Annotated in this window: 16 protein-coding genes; 11 read left to right on the forward strand and 5 right to left on the reverse strand. The window is 75.3% G+C overall.

Annotated features, from left to right (window positions below; all coding sequences use genetic code 11):
- The first annotated feature begins 41 nt into the window (after positions 1-41).
- Positions 42-821 (forward strand): TetR/AcrR family transcriptional regulator, encoded by a 780-nt coding sequence (locus tag IE326_RS30895; protein ID WP_190043902.1) that lies wholly within the window; start codon positions 42-44, stop codon positions 819-821.
- On the opposite strand, the gene IE326_RS30900 is transcribed toward IE326_RS30895, so the two are convergent.
- The 4 genes from IE326_RS30900 to hmgA all read right to left on the reverse strand — a co-directional run bounded on the left by IE326_RS30900 (position 808) and on the right by hmgA (position 5318).
- Positions 808-2037: a type ISP restriction/modification enzyme gene (locus IE326_RS30900; protein WP_190043903.1), complete on the reverse strand. Its 1230-nt coding sequence runs from the start codon at positions 2035-2037 to the stop codon at positions 808-810. The genes IE326_RS30895 and IE326_RS30900 overlap by 14 nt on opposite strands.
- Before the next feature lie 65 nt (positions 2038-2102).
- On the reverse strand, positions 2103-2705 hold the full coding sequence (locus IE326_RS30905) for a hypothetical protein (RefSeq protein WP_190043904.1): 603 nt from the start codon (positions 2703-2705) through the stop codon (positions 2103-2105).
- 494 nt (positions 2706-3199) lie between these two features.
- Positions 3200-3949, reverse strand: coding sequence for a GntR family transcriptional regulator (locus tag IE326_RS30910; RefSeq protein ID WP_190043905.1), 750 nt, complete (start codon positions 3947-3949; stop codon positions 3200-3202).
- Between the two features lie 55 nt (positions 3950-4004).
- A complete protein-coding gene (hmgA, locus tag IE326_RS30915; protein ID WP_150227433.1) occupies positions 4005-5318 on the reverse strand; it encodes a homogentisate 1,2-dioxygenase in 1314 nt (437 codons plus the stop codon).
- Positions 5319-5484: 166 nt separating this feature from the next.
- On the opposite strand from hmgA, the gene IE326_RS30920 reads away from it, so the two are divergent.
- From IE326_RS30920 to IE326_RS30965, 10 genes are all read left to right on the forward strand, one after another.
- Positions 5485-7542: a right-handed parallel beta-helix repeat-containing protein gene (locus IE326_RS30920; protein WP_190043906.1), complete on the forward strand. Its 2058-nt coding sequence runs from the start codon at positions 5485-5487 to the stop codon at positions 7540-7542.
- 128 nt (positions 7543-7670) lie between these two features.
- Positions 7671-8516, forward strand: coding sequence for a cupredoxin domain-containing protein (locus IE326_RS30925; RefSeq protein WP_190043907.1), 846 nt, complete (start codon positions 7671-7673; stop codon positions 8514-8516).
- Positions 8513-9796: a hypothetical protein gene (locus tag IE326_RS30930; RefSeq protein WP_190043908.1), complete on the forward strand. Its 1284-nt coding sequence runs from the start codon at positions 8513-8515 to the stop codon at positions 9794-9796. The genes IE326_RS30925 and IE326_RS30930 overlap by 4 nt, the downstream gene beginning before the upstream one ends.
- Positions 9797-9816: 20 nt before the next feature.
- On the forward strand, positions 9817-10461 hold the full coding sequence (locus tag IE326_RS30935; protein WP_190043909.1) for a TetR/AcrR family transcriptional regulator: 645 nt from the start codon (positions 9817-9819) through the stop codon (positions 10459-10461).
- Between the two features lie 99 nt (positions 10462-10560).
- On the forward strand, positions 10561-12792 hold the full coding sequence (locus IE326_RS30940) for a molybdopterin oxidoreductase family protein (RefSeq protein WP_190043910.1): 2232 nt from the start codon (positions 10561-10563) through the stop codon (positions 12790-12792).
- 118 nt (positions 12793-12910) lie between these two features.
- Positions 12911-14344 carry a CitMHS family transporter gene (locus IE326_RS30945; RefSeq protein WP_190043911.1) on the forward strand — a complete coding sequence of 478 codons (1434 nt, stop codon included), beginning with the start codon at positions 12911-12913 and terminating at the stop codon, positions 14342-14344.
- Positions 14345-14549: 205 nt separating this feature from the next.
- A complete protein-coding gene (locus IE326_RS30950; protein WP_150227427.1) occupies positions 14550-15170 on the forward strand; it encodes a hypothetical protein in 621 nt (206 codons plus the stop codon).
- The gene (locus IE326_RS30955; RefSeq protein ID WP_190043912.1) at positions 15157-15969 is read left to right on the forward strand and encodes a class F sortase; all 813 of its coding nucleotides are present in this window, start codon (positions 15157-15159) and stop codon (positions 15967-15969) included. The genes IE326_RS30950 and IE326_RS30955 overlap by 14 nt, the downstream gene beginning before the upstream one ends.
- Before the next feature lie 247 nt (positions 15970-16216).
- A complete protein-coding gene (locus IE326_RS30960; protein ID WP_150232550.1) occupies positions 16217-17608 on the forward strand; it encodes an aldehyde dehydrogenase family protein in 1392 nt (463 codons plus the stop codon).
- 31 nt (positions 17609-17639) lie between these two features.
- Positions 17640-18719: a zinc-binding dehydrogenase gene (locus IE326_RS30965; RefSeq protein WP_190043913.1), complete on the forward strand. Its 1080-nt coding sequence runs from the start codon at positions 17640-17642 to the stop codon at positions 18717-18719.
- 22 nt (positions 18720-18741) lie between these two features.
- On the opposite strand, the gene IE326_RS30970 is transcribed toward IE326_RS30965, so the two are convergent.
- The gene (locus IE326_RS30970; protein ID WP_190043914.1) at positions 18742-19461 is read right to left on the reverse strand and encodes a DsbA family oxidoreductase; all 720 of its coding nucleotides are present in this window, start codon (positions 19459-19461) and stop codon (positions 18742-18744) included.
- Positions 19462-19539: the final 78 nt, after the last annotated feature.

The following is a 19539-nucleotide window of genomic DNA, read 5'->3' on the forward strand; positions in this document are numbered from 1 at the left end:
CGTACGCTGTACGTAACTACGATGGGGGGCGAGGTGATGAGATGGCGGGCCGAGCGGCCGAACCCGAAGTGATCTGGGCGCGCCCCGAGCGCGCCGGCCGGGGCCCCCGGCCGGCCTTCAGCAGGCAGGACGTGGTCGACGCCGCCGTCCGCATCGCCGACGCCGACGGCATCGACGCGGTCTCCATGCGCCGCATCGCCGCCGACCTCGGCTGCGGCACCATGTCGCTCTACAACTACGTCCCCCGCAAGGAGGACCTGTACGAACTGATGGTCGACGCCGCGAGCGCCGAGTACGTCTTCCCCGACCGGCCCAGCGGCGACTGGCGGGCCGACATGACCGACCTCGCGTACCAGACCCGCGCGATCATGTACCGGCACCCGTGGCTCTCCCGGGTCATGACCACCGCCTACGGCTTCAGCCCGAACGCCCTGCGCTACCTGGAGTGGAGCCTCGGCTGCCTCACGCCGCTCGACGTGTCGGCCGGGCTCAAGATGCAGCTCATCGCCATGGTCAACGGCACGGTCATGGCCACCGTCCGCAACGAACAGGCCATGGCCGAACGCGCCCGCGGACTGCCCTGGTCCGAGGCGGAGGAACAGGCGGTGCGCAGCGCCTACCTCATGGGCCAGGTGGCGAGCGGACGGTACCCCCACCTCGCCGCACTGCTCACCGAGGCCGCTGCCCCTGCCGACCCGGAGGAGATCTTCGCGCTCACCATCGCGCGGCTGCTCGACTCCTTCGCCCCGCCGGGACCGGCGGGGGGGCCGGAGGAACCGGGGGGTTGCGAGGGTTCCGGGGAATCCGTCACACCAGCGTGAACTGGCCCCCCGGGCCCTCCTCCCGGTGGTCGAGTACCGAGGCCGGGCGGCGCGCCCGGTCCGGCACCGGCAGCACCCCCGCCGCGCGCAGCGCCGCCCGCCCCGGACCCCCGCCGGCCGTGAACGGCGCGCGCTCCGCCTCCCGGCCGCCCAGCAGCGCCAGGACCGTGACCAGGTCGAGGAGTTCGGAGGTCCACTCCTGCGGCCAGGCCGCCGGACCGACCGCCTCCAGCGAGCCCGGCTCGGCCTGCGCGGTCCGGCGGCCGAGCCACTGTTCGAGGACCCGCACCCCGCCGACCCGGTACTCCCAGGCCGCCTCCGGCACGGGCGAGATCCGGCCCCCGCCGATCTCCAGCACCTCGCCCTCGGAGTCGTACGCCCAGACCTCCGGCCGCGCCGGGAGCGCCGCCCGCACATAGGGCCGCCGCCCGCCCGGCAGCCGGGGCCGCGTCCCCGTCAGGGCGCCCCGCAGCTGCACGTCCAGGAGCTCCCGCCCGAGCGCCGTCCCCGCCTCCCACGCCGCCGCGTCCACCGGCAGCGGCACCCGGCAGCCGGCGGGGGAGGGGACGGCGGCCGCCGCGGCCCAGGCCGCCCACTCCACCGGCCCGACCGCCCGCCCGCACCGCTCGCCGAGGAAACCGAGCAGCCCCGGCGCCAGGTTCGGCTCCGCACCGCCGAGGCGCCGGAAGAGCGGCCGGATGCGGCCCGGCCGGCCCGCCGGGGAACGCCCCTCCGGCAGCGCGCCGGTCACGAGCAGCGGCGGCCCCGCCGCCCCCGGCACGTACCCCTGCTCCACGACGAAGAGCTGCGGCGCGCCCGCCACCCGCCACAGCTCCGGGCGCGCGGCGTCGATCAGCCGGTGGTCGGGCAGCAGCCACTGCTCGTCGAAGGGCCCGGTCTGCACCCGCACGGGCTCGGGGCAGGGCCCGGCCTCCCGGGCGAACCGTCCGGTCCCGGTCCGCTGCCCCGGCAGCGCCGCCACCGCCGTCCGTGTCGTCCGCGCCCGGCTCGGCCGGAACAGCGCCTCCCGCTCCCCGCCCTCCGCCGCCATCAGCCGGTCCCACCGCCCGCGCAGCGTCCGGGGGTCCGGCGCGACGATCCACCCCCGCCCGAACCGCAGCGGCCCCACCGACCAGGGCATCAACTCGTCGAGCAGGGGCACGTCGTCACCCGGCGAAAGGCCCGGCTCCCGCGAAACCTCGATCACGCCCCGCATGCTAATCCGTCACGCCCCGCGATCGGACGGTTCCCGCAGGCCCGGGACGGAACGCACGGGGGCGGTCAGCGGCGGCGGGTCCGGGGGAGGGGCACCGGGCCGGGCGGCGTCAGCTCCTCGAACAGACGGCGGTACGCCTCGGGGTCCCGCTCGAAGTCCGCTCCGGCCGCCAGGGCGGCGCGCTCCGCGTCCTGTCCCCGCAGCAGGTCGACCGAGGTCTGGGTGAACCGTTCCCGCAGGCCGTCCCGTTCGGCGTCGGCGAGCAGCCGGCGCAGTTCGGCCACGGCCGTCCCGGCCGCGTCCCGGGCGGCGGGCCCGGCCTGGAGCCTGTTCCGCAGTCCGGCGGCGGGGGCGGCCTCCTCCAGGAGCACCGTCAGCCGGTCCGCCAGCTCCCGGGCGGCCTCCGCCGCCCCGCGCGCCCGTGGCCCGGCCTCCCGCAGCACCCACAGGGCACGGACCAGTTCGGGACCGGGCGTCGCGCCGAGGTCTCCCCCCGTTCCGGCGTCGCGCGCCGCCTCCACCGCCCGCGCGTAGTCCCCGGCCGCCCAGCCTGCGGCCTCGGCCAGGGCGGCCGCGCGGCGCACGAGCCGCGCCTCCACGCCGAGGACCCGGGGAAGTGCCCGCAGGTTCCCGCCGAGCAGCCCCACCGTCGCGACCAGGATCCCCAAGGAGCAGGACGATCCCGCCGGGGTCTCCGTGCTCGTACTTCGGCTCCCCCTCGGGATCCTCCAGGTCCCCCCGGTCCGGCCCCTCGGTGTGCATGAAGCCGGTCTCCCAGCCGTGGCCCCGGGGGTCGTAGTGGTTCGGCGCCTTCAGGGAGTCGGCGCGCCCCGGGTCGCAGTGGTACGGCGCCTCCCGCGTCTCCTTCGCGTACGGATCGCTCCACCGCACCCGGCACGTGCCGCCGGGCTCCTCCTCGACCACCGCCAGGTCGATCTGGCGCGTCGCGACCGGCTCCGGACCCGGCTGGGCGACGGAGATGCCCACCCCGCACGTGAAGAGCAGCAGACCGGCCGTCAGGACCCGGCGGAAGAAAGGCACGTGTCTCACGAGTCCACCCCCCGGCGCCAGCCTGGCCCGGGGCCGGGGCGCGGGCGAGGGGGCGGCTCCGGCAGCGTGCCGTCCCCGCCCTTTCCGGGACCCGGCAGGCGCCCCGCAGCCGTCAGTGCGCCTCGACCGTCACCGTGAAGGAGAAGCGGTCGCCGCGGTAGCGGATGCGGGCGACGTCGACGACGCGGCCGTCGTCGTCGTAGGTGACGCCGGTGTAGTGGAGGATGGGGGAGAGGAGGGGGACCCGCAGGAGGTCGGCCGTCTCCGGGTCGGCCAGCCGGGCCTCGACGGTGTCGGTGATCCGGCTGATCCGCACCCCCACGACGTCCCGCAGCACCTTCGTCATCGGCCAGCGTTCCAGGTCCGCCGGGTCGATGGCGGCGGCGAACTCGGGCCGCACCGCGTTCTCCGCCCAGTTCGTCGGCTCGTCGCTCTCGCCGTCGGCACGGAGCCGGCGGTAGGTCGCGACCTCGGCCACGCCGGGGAAGTACTCGGCGAGCTCGCCGGGCACCGGCTCCGGGCCGTGGCCGAGGACGGTGGTCCGCTCGCCGGACTGCTGGGCCACGATCGCGTCGATCGAGCCGAGCAGCCGGCGCGGGGCGGACCGCCGGGCGCCCGGCTCGATGAAGGTGCCGCGCCGCCGGTGCCGGCTGATCAGCCCCTCCTCCTCCAGCTCCTTCAGGGCCTGGCGCATGGTCAGCACGCTGACGCCGTAGTGCGCGGCGAGCTGCTCCTCGGTGGGCAGCCGCAGCGAGGCGTCGGGCGTGCGGCCCAGTATGGAGGCGCGCAGGGACTGCGAGACCTGGTACCACAGCGGCAGCTTGCGGTTCAGGACCAGCGAGTCGGGGGCGAAGGCGGTCACGGCGTTCTCCGTACGACGGCGCGGCGGGGCGTGTGAAGCGGCACTCTACGGCCGACTACGGCCGGAAATGGCGCTCCAGACCCTGCCACACGTCGTCGTACCCGCTCTGGAGGTGGTCGGCACCGGCCGCCTGCGCGGTCGCCGTCACCGGCCAGCGGGTCTCGAACATGAAGGCCAGGCCGTCGTCGATCTTCTGCGGCCTCAGCTCGGCGGCGCTCGCCCGGTCGAAGGTCTCCCGGTCGGGGCCGTGCGCGGACATCATGTTGTGCAGCGAGCCGCCGCCGGGCACGAAGCCCTCGGCCTTCGCGTCGTACGCGCCCTCGATCAGGCCCATGTACTCGCTCATCACGTTCCGGTGGAAGTACGGCGGCCGGAAGGTGTCCTCGCCGACCAGCCAGCGCGGGGCGAAGACCACGAAGTCGACGCCGGCCAGGCCGGGGGTGTCGGAGGGCGAGGTGAGGACGGTGAAGATCGACGGGTCGGGGTGGTCGTAGGAGATCGTCCCGATGACGTTGAAGCGGCGCAGGTCGTAGACGTACGGGGTGTGGTTGCCGTGCCAGGCGACGACGTCCAGCGGCGAGTGGCCGTACGTCGCCGTCCAGAGGTTGCCGCAGAACTTGTTGACGACCTCGACCGGGCCCTCGACGTCCTCGTGGGCCGCGACGGGGGCGCGGAAGTCCCGGGCGTTGGCCAGGCCGTTGGCGCCGATCGGGCCGAGGTCGGGAAGCTGGAACGGGGCGCCGTAGTTCTCGCACACGTACCCGCGCGCGGTGTCGTCGAGCAGCTCGACGCGGAAGCGGACGCCGCGCGGGATCAGCGCCACCTCGCCGGGGCGGGCGGCCAGCAGGCCCAGTTCGGTGCGCAGGAGCAGCCCGCCGCGCTCGGGGACGATCAGCAGCTCGCCGTCGGAGTCGCCGAAGACCCGCTCCATGGAGGCGTTGGCGTGGTACAGGTGCACGGCCATGCCGGTGCGCTGGGCCGCGTCGCCGTTGCCGCCGAGGGTCCACAGGCCGGCCAGCCAGTCGGTGCCGGGTGCCGGGTCCGGCAGCGGGTTCCAGCGCAGCCGGTTGGGGTCGGCGACGGTCTCGGTGAAGGGCGCGGTGCGCACGGCGCCGTTGTCGGTCCGGACGAACGGCGGGTGGGCCGCCGAGGGGCGGATGCGGTACAGCCACGAGCGGCGGTTGTGCGCCCGCGGCTCGGTGAACGCGCTGCCGCTGAGCTGCTCCGCGTAGAGCCCGAGCGGGGCGCGCTGCGGCGAGTTGCGGCCCTCCGGCAGGGCGCCGGGGAGCGCCTCCGAGCCGTGCTCGTTGCCGAAGCCGGTGCTGTAGGTGAGCGCCTCGGCCGTCTTCCTGGCCTGCTCGGTCGTCATCGCCCGCTCCTGTCCTGCGCTGTCCCGGAAGGGACCCGATGGGAATCCTATGGATGACCGTAGGATTCCTGGAAGCTCCCGTCAACGGGGGCGGACGGGCCGGTTCCCGCGATCCGGCCCCGCACGACGGGGTCAAAAAGATGAACAATGCTCTACTCTCGCGGCCATGTCGTGGACCCGTAGGCTCCTCTCCCTGCTCCCGGTCGTGCTCGCGGTGCTCGCCGCGGCCCTGCTCACCGCCCCCGGCGCCCAGGCGCACGAGGAACGGCCCGTCACCTTCCCCGACGGCTCCGGCAGCGTGCCCCGCCACCGCGCGGGCGAACCCGACCTCCTCGTCTGCAAGACGGACCGCGCCGACTTCGAACGCCGGATCGCCGCCTTCCCGGCCGGCCTCAAGGCCCGCAACCGGGAGCTCTTCGCCCGCTGCGGCCGCTCCGGCCACCGCCACCTCCAGCAGGCCGTCGACGCCGTCGACCGCCCCGGCATGAACATCGCGATCCTGCCCGGCCTGTACGAGGAGGAGCCCTCGCTCCCCGCCCCCACCGGCGCCTGCGCCTCCCTGAAGGCCCCGACCTCCTCCTTCGGCTACCAGATCCTCAGCTACGAGCAGCAGGCGCAGTGCCCGCACAACCAGAACCTGGTCGCCATCCTCGGCAAGAAGGACCTCCAGATCGAGGGCACCGGCGCCTCCCGCCTCGACGTCGTCGTCGACGCCAAGTACGCCAAGCTGAACGCGATCCGCGCCGACAGGTCCGACGGGATCTACTTCCGCAACTTCACCGCCCAGCGCACCACCTTCAACTCGCTGTACGTGCTCGCCGCCGACGGCTTCGTCATCGACGACGTCCTCACCCGCTGGAACGACGAGTACGGCTTCCTCACCTTCGCCTCCGACCACGGCCTCTACAAGAACTGCGAGTCCTACGGCAACGGCGACTCCGGCATCTACCCCGGCTCGGCCTCGGACATCAACGACGGCCACGGCTACGAGGTCCCCCGCTACTCCATCGAGATCACCGGCTGCCGCAGCCACCACAACATGGTCGGCTACTCCGGCACGGCCGGGGACTCCGTCTGGGCCCACGACAACGAGTTCGACCACAACATGGGCGGCGCCTCCATGGACTCCGCCTTCCCCGGCCATCCCGGACTCCCTCAGAACCACGCGAAGTTCGAGCGCAACCTGATCCACGACAACAACGAGGACTACTACCGGTACGTCGCCGACGGCACCTGCGCGAAGCCGCCCGCCGAGCGCGGCTACGAGAACGGCGTCGTCTGCCCCCAGATCTCCATGCCGCCCGGCTCCGGCATCATCACCGCGGGCGGCAACTGGAACCTCTACGAGGACAACTGGATCTACGGCCACGAACGGACCGGCTTCTACCTCAACGCCGTCCCCGCCTTCATCCGCGGCGAGTCCGCCTGGTCCGAGCAGACCGACACCTCCCACCACAACCGCTACGCGAACAACCGCCTCGGCACCGACAAGGCCGGCAACCCCCGCCCCAACCGCACCGACGTCTGGTGGGACGGCCAGGGCCGCGGCAACTGCTGGCAGGACGACACCGGCGCCTCCAGCCCCCGCGCCCTGCCCGCCTGCGGCGCCGCCCGCGGCGAGGTCTCCGGCGCCACCGCCCGGCTCGTCGGCGAACCCGTCAAGCTCGCCCAGCTCCTCGTCTGCGCCGACTACAGCGTCCAGGCCCGCCGCCTGCCCGCCGGCTGCGACTGGTACGGCGCCCGCGGCCTGGAGCGCGTCGAGGTCCAGATCGCCCTGGCGGCCTCCCTCCTCCTCGCCCTCGTCGGCACCGCCCTGTGGTGGCGCCGGCTGCGCGGCCGCCGCCTCGCCGCCGCGGCCCTCGTCACCGGCCTCGCCGGCCTCGCCCTCGACGTCGCCGGCGCCACCCTCGCCCTCGCCCCGACGTACGTCCCCGCCCTCGCGCTCCTCCTCACCGGCGCCTGGTGGACCGCCACCGGCCTCCTCCTGCGCCCCGCCCGGCCCGTCTTCGCCTGGACCACGGTCACCCTCGGCCTCCTCACCCTCCTCGACGCCTTCGACAAGGCCGTCCTGATGATCCCCGGCATCCCCCTGAGCCCCGCCTGGCTCCGCCTCCTCCTGGGCGTCGTCTGGGTCCTGTGGGCCGTCGTCGCCGCCGGCACCCGCCCCGCCCCCGCCACCCCCGCGCCCCCGGCCGGAACCCCCGCCGAGGAGGTCCCCGCGTGACCCGCCCCTCGCTCCGCCCCGTACCCCGCCCCCCTTCCCCCGCCGGGCCCCGCGCCCTGTTCGGTGCCGCGCCCCCCGGCGCACGCGGGCCCGCGCCCCGCCCCGCACGGGGGTCCGCACCGGGGCCCGTGCCCCGCCGGGCGCGCCGTCGCCGTACGGCCCCGCTCGCGGCGGCCGCGCTCGCCGCCGTCCTGCTCCTGGCCGCCGGGTGCGGCGGCCGGGCCACCACCCACCACAAGCCCGGAACCGGTCACGAGCAGGCCACCGGGAACGGCGGCACCCTGCTCGCGGCCCGCGACGAGTCCGGCCACCGGCTGCGCGAACTCCCCGCCGCCGACGCCCCCTCCGTCCGGGCCGAGGCCCGCCCCGACACCGAGGGCGGCTGGAACGTCCACCTCACCGTGGAGAGGTTCCGCTTCACCCCCGAGTCCACCGGCGGCGGCGCCCTCGCCGGCCGGGGCCACGCCCGCCTCCTGGTCGACGGCCGGGAGGCCGCCCGCGCCTACGGCCCCTGGTTCCACGTCCCGTCCGGCGCCCGCACCCTCACCGTCCGCCTGTACGCCGACGACCACACCGTCTGGGCCACCGCCGGCGCCCCCGTCCAGACCACCCTCACCCTCACCCCCTCCGCGCAGTCCCCCTCCGCCCGGACCCCCTCCGCCGGGGCCTCCTCCGCCCCGACCCCGTCCCCGCCCCCCGCGCCCACTCCCACCGGCCGCACCCTCGACATCCGCGTCACCGGCTCGACCGTCACCCCCGCCCCCTCCCGCGTCGAGCTGCGGAAGGGCGAGCGGATCACCCTCCGCGTCACCGCCGACCGCGCCGACACCGTCCACGTCCACGGCTACGACCGCGAGGCCGCCCTCGCCCCCGGCACCCCGGCCACCCTCACCCTCACCGCCGACCGCACCGGCCTCTTCGAGGTGGAGACCCACGAGTCCGGACTCGTGCTCACCCAACTGGTGGTCCGGTGACCGCCCTTCCGCCCCGTCCCCTCCCGCTCGCCCACGGCGTCGGTGCCCAGCACGACCTGCCCCTCTCCCCCTTCTACGCCTACGCCGGCGCCTTCACCGCCCTCCTCGTCTCCTTCCTCGGCCTCGGCCTCCTCTGGTCCTCCTCCCGCTTCCGCGGCGACCGCGCCGGCCGCCCCCTGCCCGCCCCCGTCCAGCGCCTGGCCGACGCCCCCGCCACCCGGACCGCCCTCCGGCTCCTCGGCGCCGCCCTCGCCCTGCTCTTCCTGGCCCACCTCCTCCTCGGCCCCGACGACCCCGACCGCAACCCCGCCCCCGGCGCCCTCTACGTCCTGCTCTGGGTCGGGCTCGTCCCCGCCTCCCTCCTCCTCGGCCCCGTCTGGCGCCTCCTCAACCCCCTGCGCGCCCTCCTCTCCCTCCGCCCGCCCGCGCGCCCCCGGCCGGTCCCCGCCGCCGTCGGCATCCGCCCCGCCGCCGCCGGACTCCTCCTCTTCGCCTGGCTCGAACTCGTCGCCCCCGACAACACCTCCCGTCCCGTCCTCCTCGCCGCCCTCGCCGTCCACCTCGCCGTCCAGCTCCTCGGCGCCGCCCGCCACGGCGCCGCCTGGTTCGCCCACGCCGACCCCTTCGAGGTCTACTCCTCCCTCCTCGCCCGGCTCTCCCCGCTCGGCCGCCGCGCCGACGGCCGGCTCATCCTGCGCTCCCCCTTCAACGGCCTCGACGCCACCCCCGAGACCCCCGGGCTCGTCGCCGCCGTCTGCGTCCTCCTCGGCACCACCGCCTACGACGGCCTCTCCGACAACCCCCGCTGGATCACCACCCTCCAGACCTCCTCCCTCGGCCCGACCCCCACCGCCACCCTCGGACTCCTCGCCGCCGTCGCCCTCGCGGCCGGCTGCTACGGACTCTGCGCCGGCACCCTCCGCCTCCTGAACCGGGCCCTCGCCACCCCCCTCACCTCCTTCGCCCACTCCCTCCTCCCCATCGCCCTCGGCTACCTCGTCGCCCACTACTTCTCACTCCTCGCGGTCGAAGGACCACGCACCGTCATGATGGCAGCCGGCACCGACAACGCCCCCTCGCCCGCTCCGCCACTGGGCCCCGCGGGCCTCGCCGTGCTCCAGGTCGCCGCGATCGTCACCGGCCACGTCCTCGGCGTCGTCGCCGCCCACGACCGGTCCGTCCGCCTCTTCCCGCCCGCCCGCGCCGTCGCCGGCCAACTCCCGCTCTTCGCGCTGATGATCGCCTACACCCTGGGCGGCATCGGGCTGCTCATCGCCTGAACCCCGATCGGAGCGGCATCATGGACCCCGTGCCCCAGACCCGCCCGCCCGGCCCGCCGACCGCACTCCGCCGCACCCCCGTGCAGCAGCGCAGCGCCGAACGCCTCGCCCGCATCCTCGACGCCTGCGCCGGCCTCCTCGACGAGACCGGCTACGAACAGCTGAGCACCCGGGCCGTCGCCGTCCGCGCCGGCGTCCCGATCGGGTCGGTCTACCGCTTCTTCGGCAACAAACGGGCCATGGTCGCCGCCCTCGCCCACCGCAACCTCGACCGGTACGCCGAGCTGATCTCCGCCCGCTTCGAGCGGACCCCCGTCCTCGACGCGCACAGCGCGATCGACGGCGTCCTCGACGAGTTCATCGCGATGAAGCGGACCGTGCCCGGCTTCGCCCTCGTCGACTTCGGCGTGCCCGCCGCCGAGGAGGCCGGGGGAGGCGCCGAGGACCCCAACGGCCTGGTCGCCGAACGGATCTGCGGCCTCCTCGCCACCCACCTCGGCCGCCCCGCCGACGAGACGCTGCGGCGCAAGGTCCTGGTCGGCGTCGAGACCGCCGACACCCTCGTCCGCCTCGCCTTCCGCGCGGACCCCGGGGGCGACCCCGCCCTCATCGACGAGACCCGCCAACTCCTCCACGCCTACCTCGCCCCCTCCCTCTCCGCGTGACCGCCCGAGGGGCGGGGGCGCCGCACCCCTCCCGGACGTGCCTACCGGTCGGTATGCTCAGCGCGAGCCGCCACCCCGCCGCCGCCCCCGGGAGACGCCATGCCCACCGCCCCGCGCATCTGCCCCCTCTGCGAAGCGACGTGCGGACTCGTCCTGACCCTCGACGGAGACCGGGTCACCGGCGCCCGCGGAGACCGCGACGACGTCTTCAGCAAGGGCTTCCTCTGCCCCAAGGGAGCCGCCTTCCCCCAGATCGACGCCGACCCCGACCGGCTGCGCACCCCGCTCGTCCGGGAGGACGGACGGCTGCGGGAGGCGAGCTGGGAGGAAGCCTTCGACACGATCGCGGCCCGCATCCGTCCGCTGATCGAGGAGTACGGCCCCGACACCCTGGGCATCGTCCTCGGCAACCCCAACGTCCACACGATGGCCGGAGCGCTCTACCCGCCGCTCCTCCTCCGCGCCACCGGCACGGGCAACCTCTTCACCGCCTCCACCCTCGACCAGATGCCCAAGCACGTCTCCAGCGGCCTCCTCTTCGGCGACCCCTTCGCCGTCCCCGTGCCCGACCTGGACCGCACCGACCACCTCCTGGTCCTCGGCGCCAACCCGCTGGACTCCAACGGCAGCCTCTGCACCGCCCCCGACTTCCCCGGCCGGCTCGCCGCACTGCGCCGCCGCGGCGGCACCCTCACCGTCGTCGACCCCCGCCGCACCCGCACCGCCCGCCTCGCCGACCGCCACCTCGCCCCCCGCCCCGGCACCGACGCCCTCCTCCTCGCCGCCCTCGTCCACACCGTCTTCGCCGAGGACCTCGCCGACCCCGGCCCGCTCGCCGACCGCACCGAGGGCGTCGACCAGGTCCGGGACGCGGTACGGGACTTCACCCCCGAGGCCGTCGCCCCCGTCTGCGAGCTGGACCCCGGCACGATCCGCGCCGTCGCCCGGGAGCTCGCCGCCGCGCCCACCGCCGCCGTCTACGGGCGGATGGGCAGCTCCACCGTGTCCCACGGCACCCTCGCCAACTGGCTCGTCGACGTCCTCAACGTCCTCACCGGCAACCTCGACCGGCCCGGCGGCGCCCTCTTCCCCCGCTCCGCCACCGCCCCCGCGCCCCGCCCCGCGGGACCCGGCCGCGGCTTCCTCCTCGGCCGCCGCCACAGCCGCGTCTCCGGACACCCCGAGGTCAAGGGGGAGTTCCCGCTCGCCGCCCTCGCCGAGGAGATCGACACCCCCGGGGCGGACGGCCCGGAGGAGGGCCGCATCCGGGCGCTGATCACCATCGCCGCCAACCCCGTCCTCTCCGCACCCGACGGGCTCCGCCTCGACGCCGCCCTCGCCGGCCTCGACCTGATGGTCTGCGTCGACCCCTACCTCAACGAGACCACCCGCCACGCCGACGTCCTGCTGCCCCCGCCCCCGCCCTCCCGAAGCGCCCACTTCGACTTCGCCTTCAACGGCTTCGCCGTCCGCGACCAGGTCCGCTTCACCCCCGCCGCCGTCCCCCTGGCGCCCGGGGAGCGGGACGAGTGCGAGATCCACGCCCGGCTGATCCTCGCCGCGTCCGGCATGCACGGGGCACCGCCGTCCTCCGTCGACGCCCACGCCGTCGACGCCCTCCTCGCCCGGGCCGTCACCCAGCCCCACTCGCCCGCGTACGGCGCCGATCCCAAGGAGTACGCCGCCGGCCTCACCGGGGACAGCGGAGCCGAACGGCGGCTCGACCTGATGCTGCGCCTCGGCCCGTACGGCCTCACCCTCGACGAACTGAAGGCCCACCCGCACGGCATCGACCTCGGCCCCCTCAAGCCCCGCCTGGACGAGGTGCTCAGGACCCGCAGCGGCCGGATCGAGCTGTTCCCCGACCCGATCGCCGCCGACCTGCCCCGGCTGCGGGCCGCCCTCACCGCCGTACCGGAACCGGGCACCCTCCTCCTGGTCGGCCGCCGCCACCTGCGCTCCAACAACAGCTGGCTGCACAACGCCCCCGCCCTCAACGGGGGTTCGAACCGCTGCACCCTCCAGGTGCACCCGGAGGACGCCGCCCGGCTCGGGCTCGCCGACGGCGCCCCCGCCCGGATCGCCGGCGCGGGCGGCGCGCTGACCGCCGAGGTGGAGATCACCGACGCGGTACGGGCCGGGGTCGTCAGCCTGCCGCACGGCTGGGGCCACGACCGGCCCGGCACCCGGCTCTCGGTGGCCGCCGCGCGCCCCGGCGTCAACGTCAACCAGCTCCTCGACGGCACCCTCCTCGACCCGCTCTCCGGGACCGCCGTCCTCAACGGCTTCCCCGTCGAGGTGACCCCGCTGGAATCAACGCCCCTGCTGTGACCTGGGGTTTTGCTCGTATTGCTCACGCGCTGACCCCTTGTTGAGGCCGGAAGGGGGCACCTACGGTCATCCGGACCGCCGCTCGGCGGCTGTTCAACGGTGAACGTGAGGTGCCTCCATGCTGACCGTCCTCGGCTTCGCCATGATCGCGACCTTCCTGGTCCTGATCATGATGAAGAGGATGTCGCCGATCGCGGCGCTCGTCCTGATCCCCGCCCTCTTCTGCGTCGCGGTCGGCCAGGGCGCGCAGCTCGGCGACTACGTCATCGACGGCGTTGGCAAGCTCGCCCCCACCGCGGCGATGCTGATGTTCGCGATCGTCTACTTCGGCGTCATGATCGACGTCGGCCTCTTCGACCCGATCGTCCGGGGCATCCTGCGCTTCTGCAAGGCCGACCCGGTCCGGGTGGTCGTCGGCACGGCGGTGCTCGCCGCGATCGTCTCCCTCGACGGCGACGGCTCCACCACCTTCATGATCACCGTCTCGGCGATGTACCCCCTCTACAAGCGGCTCGGCATGAGCCTCGTCGTCCTGACCGGTGTGGCCGCCACCGCCAACGGCGTGATGAACACCCTGCCCTGGGGCGGTCCCACCGCCCGCGCCGCCACCGCGCTCAAGCTCGACGCCGGCGACATCTTCGTCCCGATGATCCCGGCCCTCGCGGTCGGCCTGCTCTTCGTGATCGCCCTCGCCTACGTCCTGGGCCGCCGCGAGCGCAAGCGGATCGGCTACCTCACCCTCGACCAGGCCCTCGCCCCCGAGACCGACGGCGAGACCGTGCTGGTGGGCGCCGGCGGCGCGGCCGGGACGGCCGGGAACGGCCGGGCGAAGGACGGCCGGGCGGCGCGGGGCGGCGCCTCCGGCGCCGTCTCCGGCGACGGTCCCGAGGAGACGTCCGGGGCTCCGGGCTTCCAGGGGCTCGACCCCGACCGCGCCACCCTCCGGCCCCGGCTGTACTGGTTCAACGCGGGTCTGACCGTCGCCCTGCTCACCGCGATGATCCTCGAACTGATGCCGATCCCGGTCCTCTTCCTCCTCGGCGCCGCGCTCGCGCTCACCGTGAACTTCCCGCGCCCCGCCGAGCAGAAGGAGCGGCTGGCCGCCCACGCGGACAACGTCCTCAACGTCGCCGGCATGGTCTTCGCCGCCGCCGTCTTCACCGGCGTCCTCACCGGCACGGGCATGGTCAAGCACATGGCCGACTGGCTGGTCGGCGCGATCCCGGAGGCGATGGGCCCGCACATGGCGCTGGTGACCGGCGTGCTGAGCCTGCCGCTCACCTACTTCATGTCGAACGACGGCTTCTACTTCGGCGTCCTGCCCGTCCTCGCCGAGGCCGGCGCCGCCCACGGCGTCTCGCCGCTGGAGATCGCCCGCGCCTCGCTCGTCGGCCAGGCCCTGCACATGTCGAGCCCGCTCGTCCCGGCGGTGTACGTGCTCGTCGGCATGGCGAAGGTGGAGTTCGGCGACCACACCCGCTTCACGGTGAAGTGGGCGGCCCTCACCTCGCTGGTCGTCCTCGCGGCGGCGGTCCTCTTCGGGATCGTCTGACCGGCGGCCGGCTCCCGTCCCGGCTCGCTCCCTCCCTCCTCCCCCCTCGTCCGTCCCCCGTCCGCCCCTCCTTCCGCGCCGCCTGGGCCGGACGGGGGACGGGCGGGGGACACAAGCATGTCGCGACCCTGCGTGTCCATGATGTGACGGATAGTCGGATTATCGGTCAAACCGTCCCCGCCCCCGTCCCCAGGGAGGAACCCGCATGTCCGCTCGCACCGCCCGTCCCCTCGCCGCCGTCTCCGGCCTCGTCCTCACCGGCCTCGCCCTCGCGGGCGGCGCCCCGGCCGCGTACGCCGCCCCCGGCGACGACGGCGACGTGAAGATCCACAAGGTCGGCACCCCCTTCGACGACCAGCGCAACGAGCCGAAGGTCTGCCGCTTCTACCTCGCCGCCTTCAACTTCGACAAGGACCAGAAGGTCCAGTGGGAGATCGTGCCCCAGCCGGACAAGGCCGACGATCCCAACCTGGGCGGGCAGCTCACGCTCCCCACCGGCACCGGCCACACCGGCCCGCTCGCCCTCCCCGACGGCATGTACAAGCTCACCTGGACCTTCGAGGGTGAGAACGGCGCGGGCAAGCAGAAGGTCTTCCAGGTCGACTGCCCGAACGGCGGCGGCCCCGGTGGCCCCGGCGGCAACGGCGGGCACGGGCACCACCCGCACGGCCCGGTCGGTGCCGGCGGCGGCGGCAGCGCCGAGATCGCCGCGCAGGAGGACGCCTCCGCCTTCGGTGTCGGCGCGGCCGTCGCGGCCGGCCTCGCGGGCACCGTCGGCCTGGTGCTGATCCGCCGCTCGCGCCGCCGCAACGATGGCGCGGCGTAAGGCCCGCCTCGCCCGTCGGCGGCGACGGCTCCTCCGGCTCGCCAGGACCGTAGCGGTGACCACGGTCCTGGTGACCGGAGTCGTGTGGTGGAGCGGGGACGACGACCCCGCCGGGGCCGACGCCAAGGCCGCCGCCGGGGCGGCGGTCCTGCCCGGAGCCGCCACCGGAGGGGCAGCCGGACCCGGCGCGGGCCCCGACGCCCCGGCCGCCCCCGGCGCCGCCCGCGAGGACGCCCCTCGGAGCCGTACCTCCGTCTCCGGGGGCGGCGCCTCCGCGGCGCGGGACGGGGCGGCCGCGGGGCGTCCGGGAGCGGCGGCGGCGCCCGCCCCGCTCGGGCGCTCGCGTCCCACCGCCCTCGCCGTGCCCGCGATCACCATCGAGGCGCCCGTCCTGGACCTCGGACTCGACGCGCAGGGGCGGCTCGGGGTGCCGCCCGTCGACGATCCGCGGCGGGTCGGCTGGTACGCGCGCGGCCCGGCGCCCGGTGAACGCGGCACGGCCGTGATGGTCGGCCACCGGGACACCCGCACCGGCCCGGCGATCTTCCTCGACCTCGACTCGCTCGGTCCCGGGAACACCGTCCGGGTCGCCCGCGCCGACGGGCGGGTCGCCGTCTTCACCGTGGACCGGGTGCGCACCTACGCCAAGTCGGACTTCCCCGACAAGGAGGTGTACGGCTCCACCGGCCGGCCCGAACTGCGCCTGCTGACCTGCGGCGGCGCCTACGAGGAGGGAACCGGCTACGAGGCGAACATCGTCGTCTTCGCCCACCTCACCGGCATCGACAAGGCGATCTGAGCACCGGACACCGCACGGCCCCCGTCGGGTACCGTCGCCCCCGCGGGGTCGGACGGCACCCGGTGCGGGGCCGTTCCGCGTCCGTTCCGCGCCCGTCCGATGAGATCCGCTCCACTCCGGCAGACCCTGGCGCAGTAAAACTAACAGCGCTAGTTTGGGGCGGGCGGAGCCGATCGGACCGACCCGGAGGGGACCGGCCCGGCCCGCCGCAGGCGAGCGGTCGAGTGGTGAGGGAATGGGGAAGCTGATGAAGGCCCACGACGCGATGTACATCGGTGGGGAGTGGCGCCCCGCGGCCTCCTCCGAGACGATCCCCGTGATCGATCCGGCCACCGAGCAGGTCATCGCCCACGTCCCCGCCGGCACGGCCGAGGACGTCGACGCCGCCGTGCGCGCCGCCCGCGCCGCGCTGCCCGGCTGGGCCGCCACCCCGCCCGCCGAACGAGCCGCCCGGATAGCCGCCCTGCGCGACGTGCTCGCCGCGCGCGCCGGGGAGATCGCCGCCACCGTCACCGCCGAGCTCGGCGCCCCGCCGAAGCTCGCCGCCGCCGTCCACGCCGGACTGCCGGTCGCGGTGGCCGGCTCGTACGCCGAACTCGCCGCCACCCACCCCTTCGTGGAGAAGGTCGGCAACTCCACCGTCTACGCGGAGCCGGTCGGCGTCGTCGCCGCCATCACCCCCTGGAACTACCCGCTCCACCAGATCGTCGCCAAGGTCGCCCCGGCCCTCGCCGCCGGCTGCGCCACCGTCCTCAAGCCCGCCGAGGACACCCCGCTCACCGCCCAGCTCTTCGCCGAGGCCGTCCACGAGGCGGGCCTTCCGGCCGGCGTCTTCAACCTGGTCACCGGGGTCGGCGCCGTCGCCGGGCAGGCCCTCGCCGAGCACCCGGACGTCGACCTCGTCTCCTTCACCGGCTCCACCGCCGTCGGCCGCCGCATCGGCGCCCTCGCCGGCGGCGCCGTGAAGCGGGTCGCCCTCGAACTCGGCGGCAAGTCCGCCAACGTGATCCTGCCGAGCGCCGACCTCGCCCGGGCCGTCGCCGTCGGCGTCGGCAACGTCATGTCCAACTCCGGTCAGACGTGCAGCGCCTGGACCCGGATGCTGGTCCCCGCCGACCGGTACGAGGAGGCCGTGGCCCTCGCCGCCGAGGCCGTCGCCAAGTACGCCCCCGGCGAGCGCCTCGGCCCGCTGGTCAGCGCCCGCCAGCGCGACCGGGTCCGCGGCTACATCGAGAAGGGGATCGAGGAGGGCGCCCGGCTCGTCGCCGGCGGCCCCGACGCCCCGCTGGAGACCGGCTACTACGTCTCCCCGACGGTCTTCGCCGACGTCACCCCCGACATGACCATCGCCCGGGAGGAGATCTTCGGCCCGGTCGTCTCGATCCTCCGGTACGAGGACGAGGAGGAGGCCCTCGCCCTCGCCAACGGCACCGAGTACGGCCTCGGCGGCGCCGTCTGGGGCGAGGAGTCCGCGGCGGTCGCCTTCGCCCGCCGCATGGAGACCGGCCAGGTCGACATCAACGGCGGCCGGTTCAACCCGCTCGCCCCCTTCGGCGGCTGGAAGCGCTCCGGCGTCGGCCGCGAACTCGGCGCGCACGGCCTCGCCGAGTACCTCCAGACCCGCTCCCTCCAGTTCTGAGCCCCGGCCCGCCCGCAGTAAGGAGACACCCGTGATCCGTGCCGCCGTCCTGCCCGCCGTCGGTGCCCCGCTGGAGGTCACCGGCATCGAACTGCCCGAGCCCGGACCCGGCCGGGTCCGGATCCGCCTCGCCGCGGCCGGGGTCTGCCACTCCGACCTGTCGCTGTCCGACGGCACCATGCGCGTCCCCGTCCCGGCCGTCCTCGGCCACGAGGGCGCGGGCACCGTGGTCGCCGTCGGCGAGGGCGTGACCCACGTCGCCCCCGGCGACGGCGTGGTCCTCAACTGGGCGCCGTCCTGCGGCGCCTGCCACCCCTGCGCGCTCGGCGAGGTGTGGCTCTGCGTCAACGCCCTCAACGGCGCGGCGGACGTCCACGCCCGCGCCGCCGACGGCCGCGAGCTGCACCCGGGCCTCAACGTGGCCGCGTTCGCCGAGGAGACGGTCGTCGCCGCGAACTGCGTGCTGCCCGCCCCGGAGGGCGTACCGCTCACCGACGCCGCCCTGCTGGGCTGCGCCGTCCTCACCGGCTGGGGCGCCGTGCACCACTCCGCCCGGGTCCGGGCGGGCGAGACCGTCGCCGTCTTCGGCGTCGGCGGCGTCGGCCTCGCCACCCTCCAGGCCGCCCGGATCGCCGGGGCGGCCACGATCGTCGCCGTGGACGTCTCCCCGGAGAAGGAGGCGCTCGCGCGGGCCGCCGGGGCCACCGAGTACGTCGTGGCCTCGGAGACCACCGCCCGCGAGATCCGGAAGCTGACCGGCGGGCACGGGGTCGACGTGGCCGTGGAATGCGTGGGCCGCGCCGTCACCATCCGCACCGCCTGGGAGTCCACCCGGCGGGGCGGTCGCACCACCGTCGTCGGCATCGGCGGCAAGGACCAGCAGGTCTCCTTCAACGCGCTGGAGATCTTCCACTGGGGCCGCACCCTCGCCGGCTGCGTGTACGGCAACTCGAACCCGGCCGTCGACCTGCCCGTCATCGCCGGCCACATCCGGGACGGCAGCTTCGACCTGGGCGCGCTCGTCACCGAGCGGATCACCCTGGAGGGCATCCCCGGGGCCTTCGACGCCATGCTCGCGGGCAAGGGCGGCCGGGCCCTCGTCGTCTTCTGACGGCCGCCTCCCGGCGCACGGCTCAAGCGGCGGCCCGCAGCAGGATGTCCTCGTACACCCGCGGGTCGTCGCCGGTCACCACCGGCCAGCCCACGCCGTACGCGCCCTCCCAGGACACCTCGACGCCCGGGTTGGCGACGTCCGTGCCGTCCGGCAGGAACAGGTGCGGACTGCACCGGACCGCGTCCGTCCGCGAGAGCGCCGTCTGGTCGGCGAGCGCGCGACGGGCGCGTCCGTCGTCCAGGGCCGCCTCCAGCTCCGCCACGTCGACCCCGCCGGTCTCCTTCGCCACGTCCAGGATCACCCGCCGGTTGCTCACGCACCGAGACTCGGCCCAGAACGCCCGGCGCAGACCGAGGTCGAGGAGCTCCGAGGCGCGCAGGGACTGCTCCTTCGCCGCGAGCACCGCCTCCAGGGCCGGCAGCGTGGTGGACGGGTAGAGCCAGTCCTTCGCCTGCCACAGCTGCCAGCCCGCCGCCGGTTCCAGCGACGCCATCCGGGCCACCTCGCTGTCCGTGCCGGGGCGCGGGCTCGGTGCGTCGTTGAGCAGTTCCAGCGGGAAGGCACGCAGGTCGAAGGAGACCCGTTCCGTCAGGCCCAGCCGGGCCCTGGTGGCGTGCAGCCGGTGGACCGCGAGGTGCGCGAAGGAGCACCACAGGTCGGCGTGCACGACGACGACACCGGGCGGCGGGGTGGCGACCGTGGGGGCTGTGGCGGGGACTGCGGCGGTGTTCTCGGACATGGCTTTCCCTTCGGGACGGGGAGGGGCGGGCTTTCGGGGTGCGGGGCTCGGCCTCGGTGCTCCGGGCGGGGTTTCGGG

This window comes from Streptomyces filamentosus (assembly GCF_014654895.1).
Classification (GTDB): domain Bacteria; phylum Actinomycetota; class Actinomycetes; order Streptomycetales; family Streptomycetaceae; genus Streptomyces; species Streptomyces filamentosus.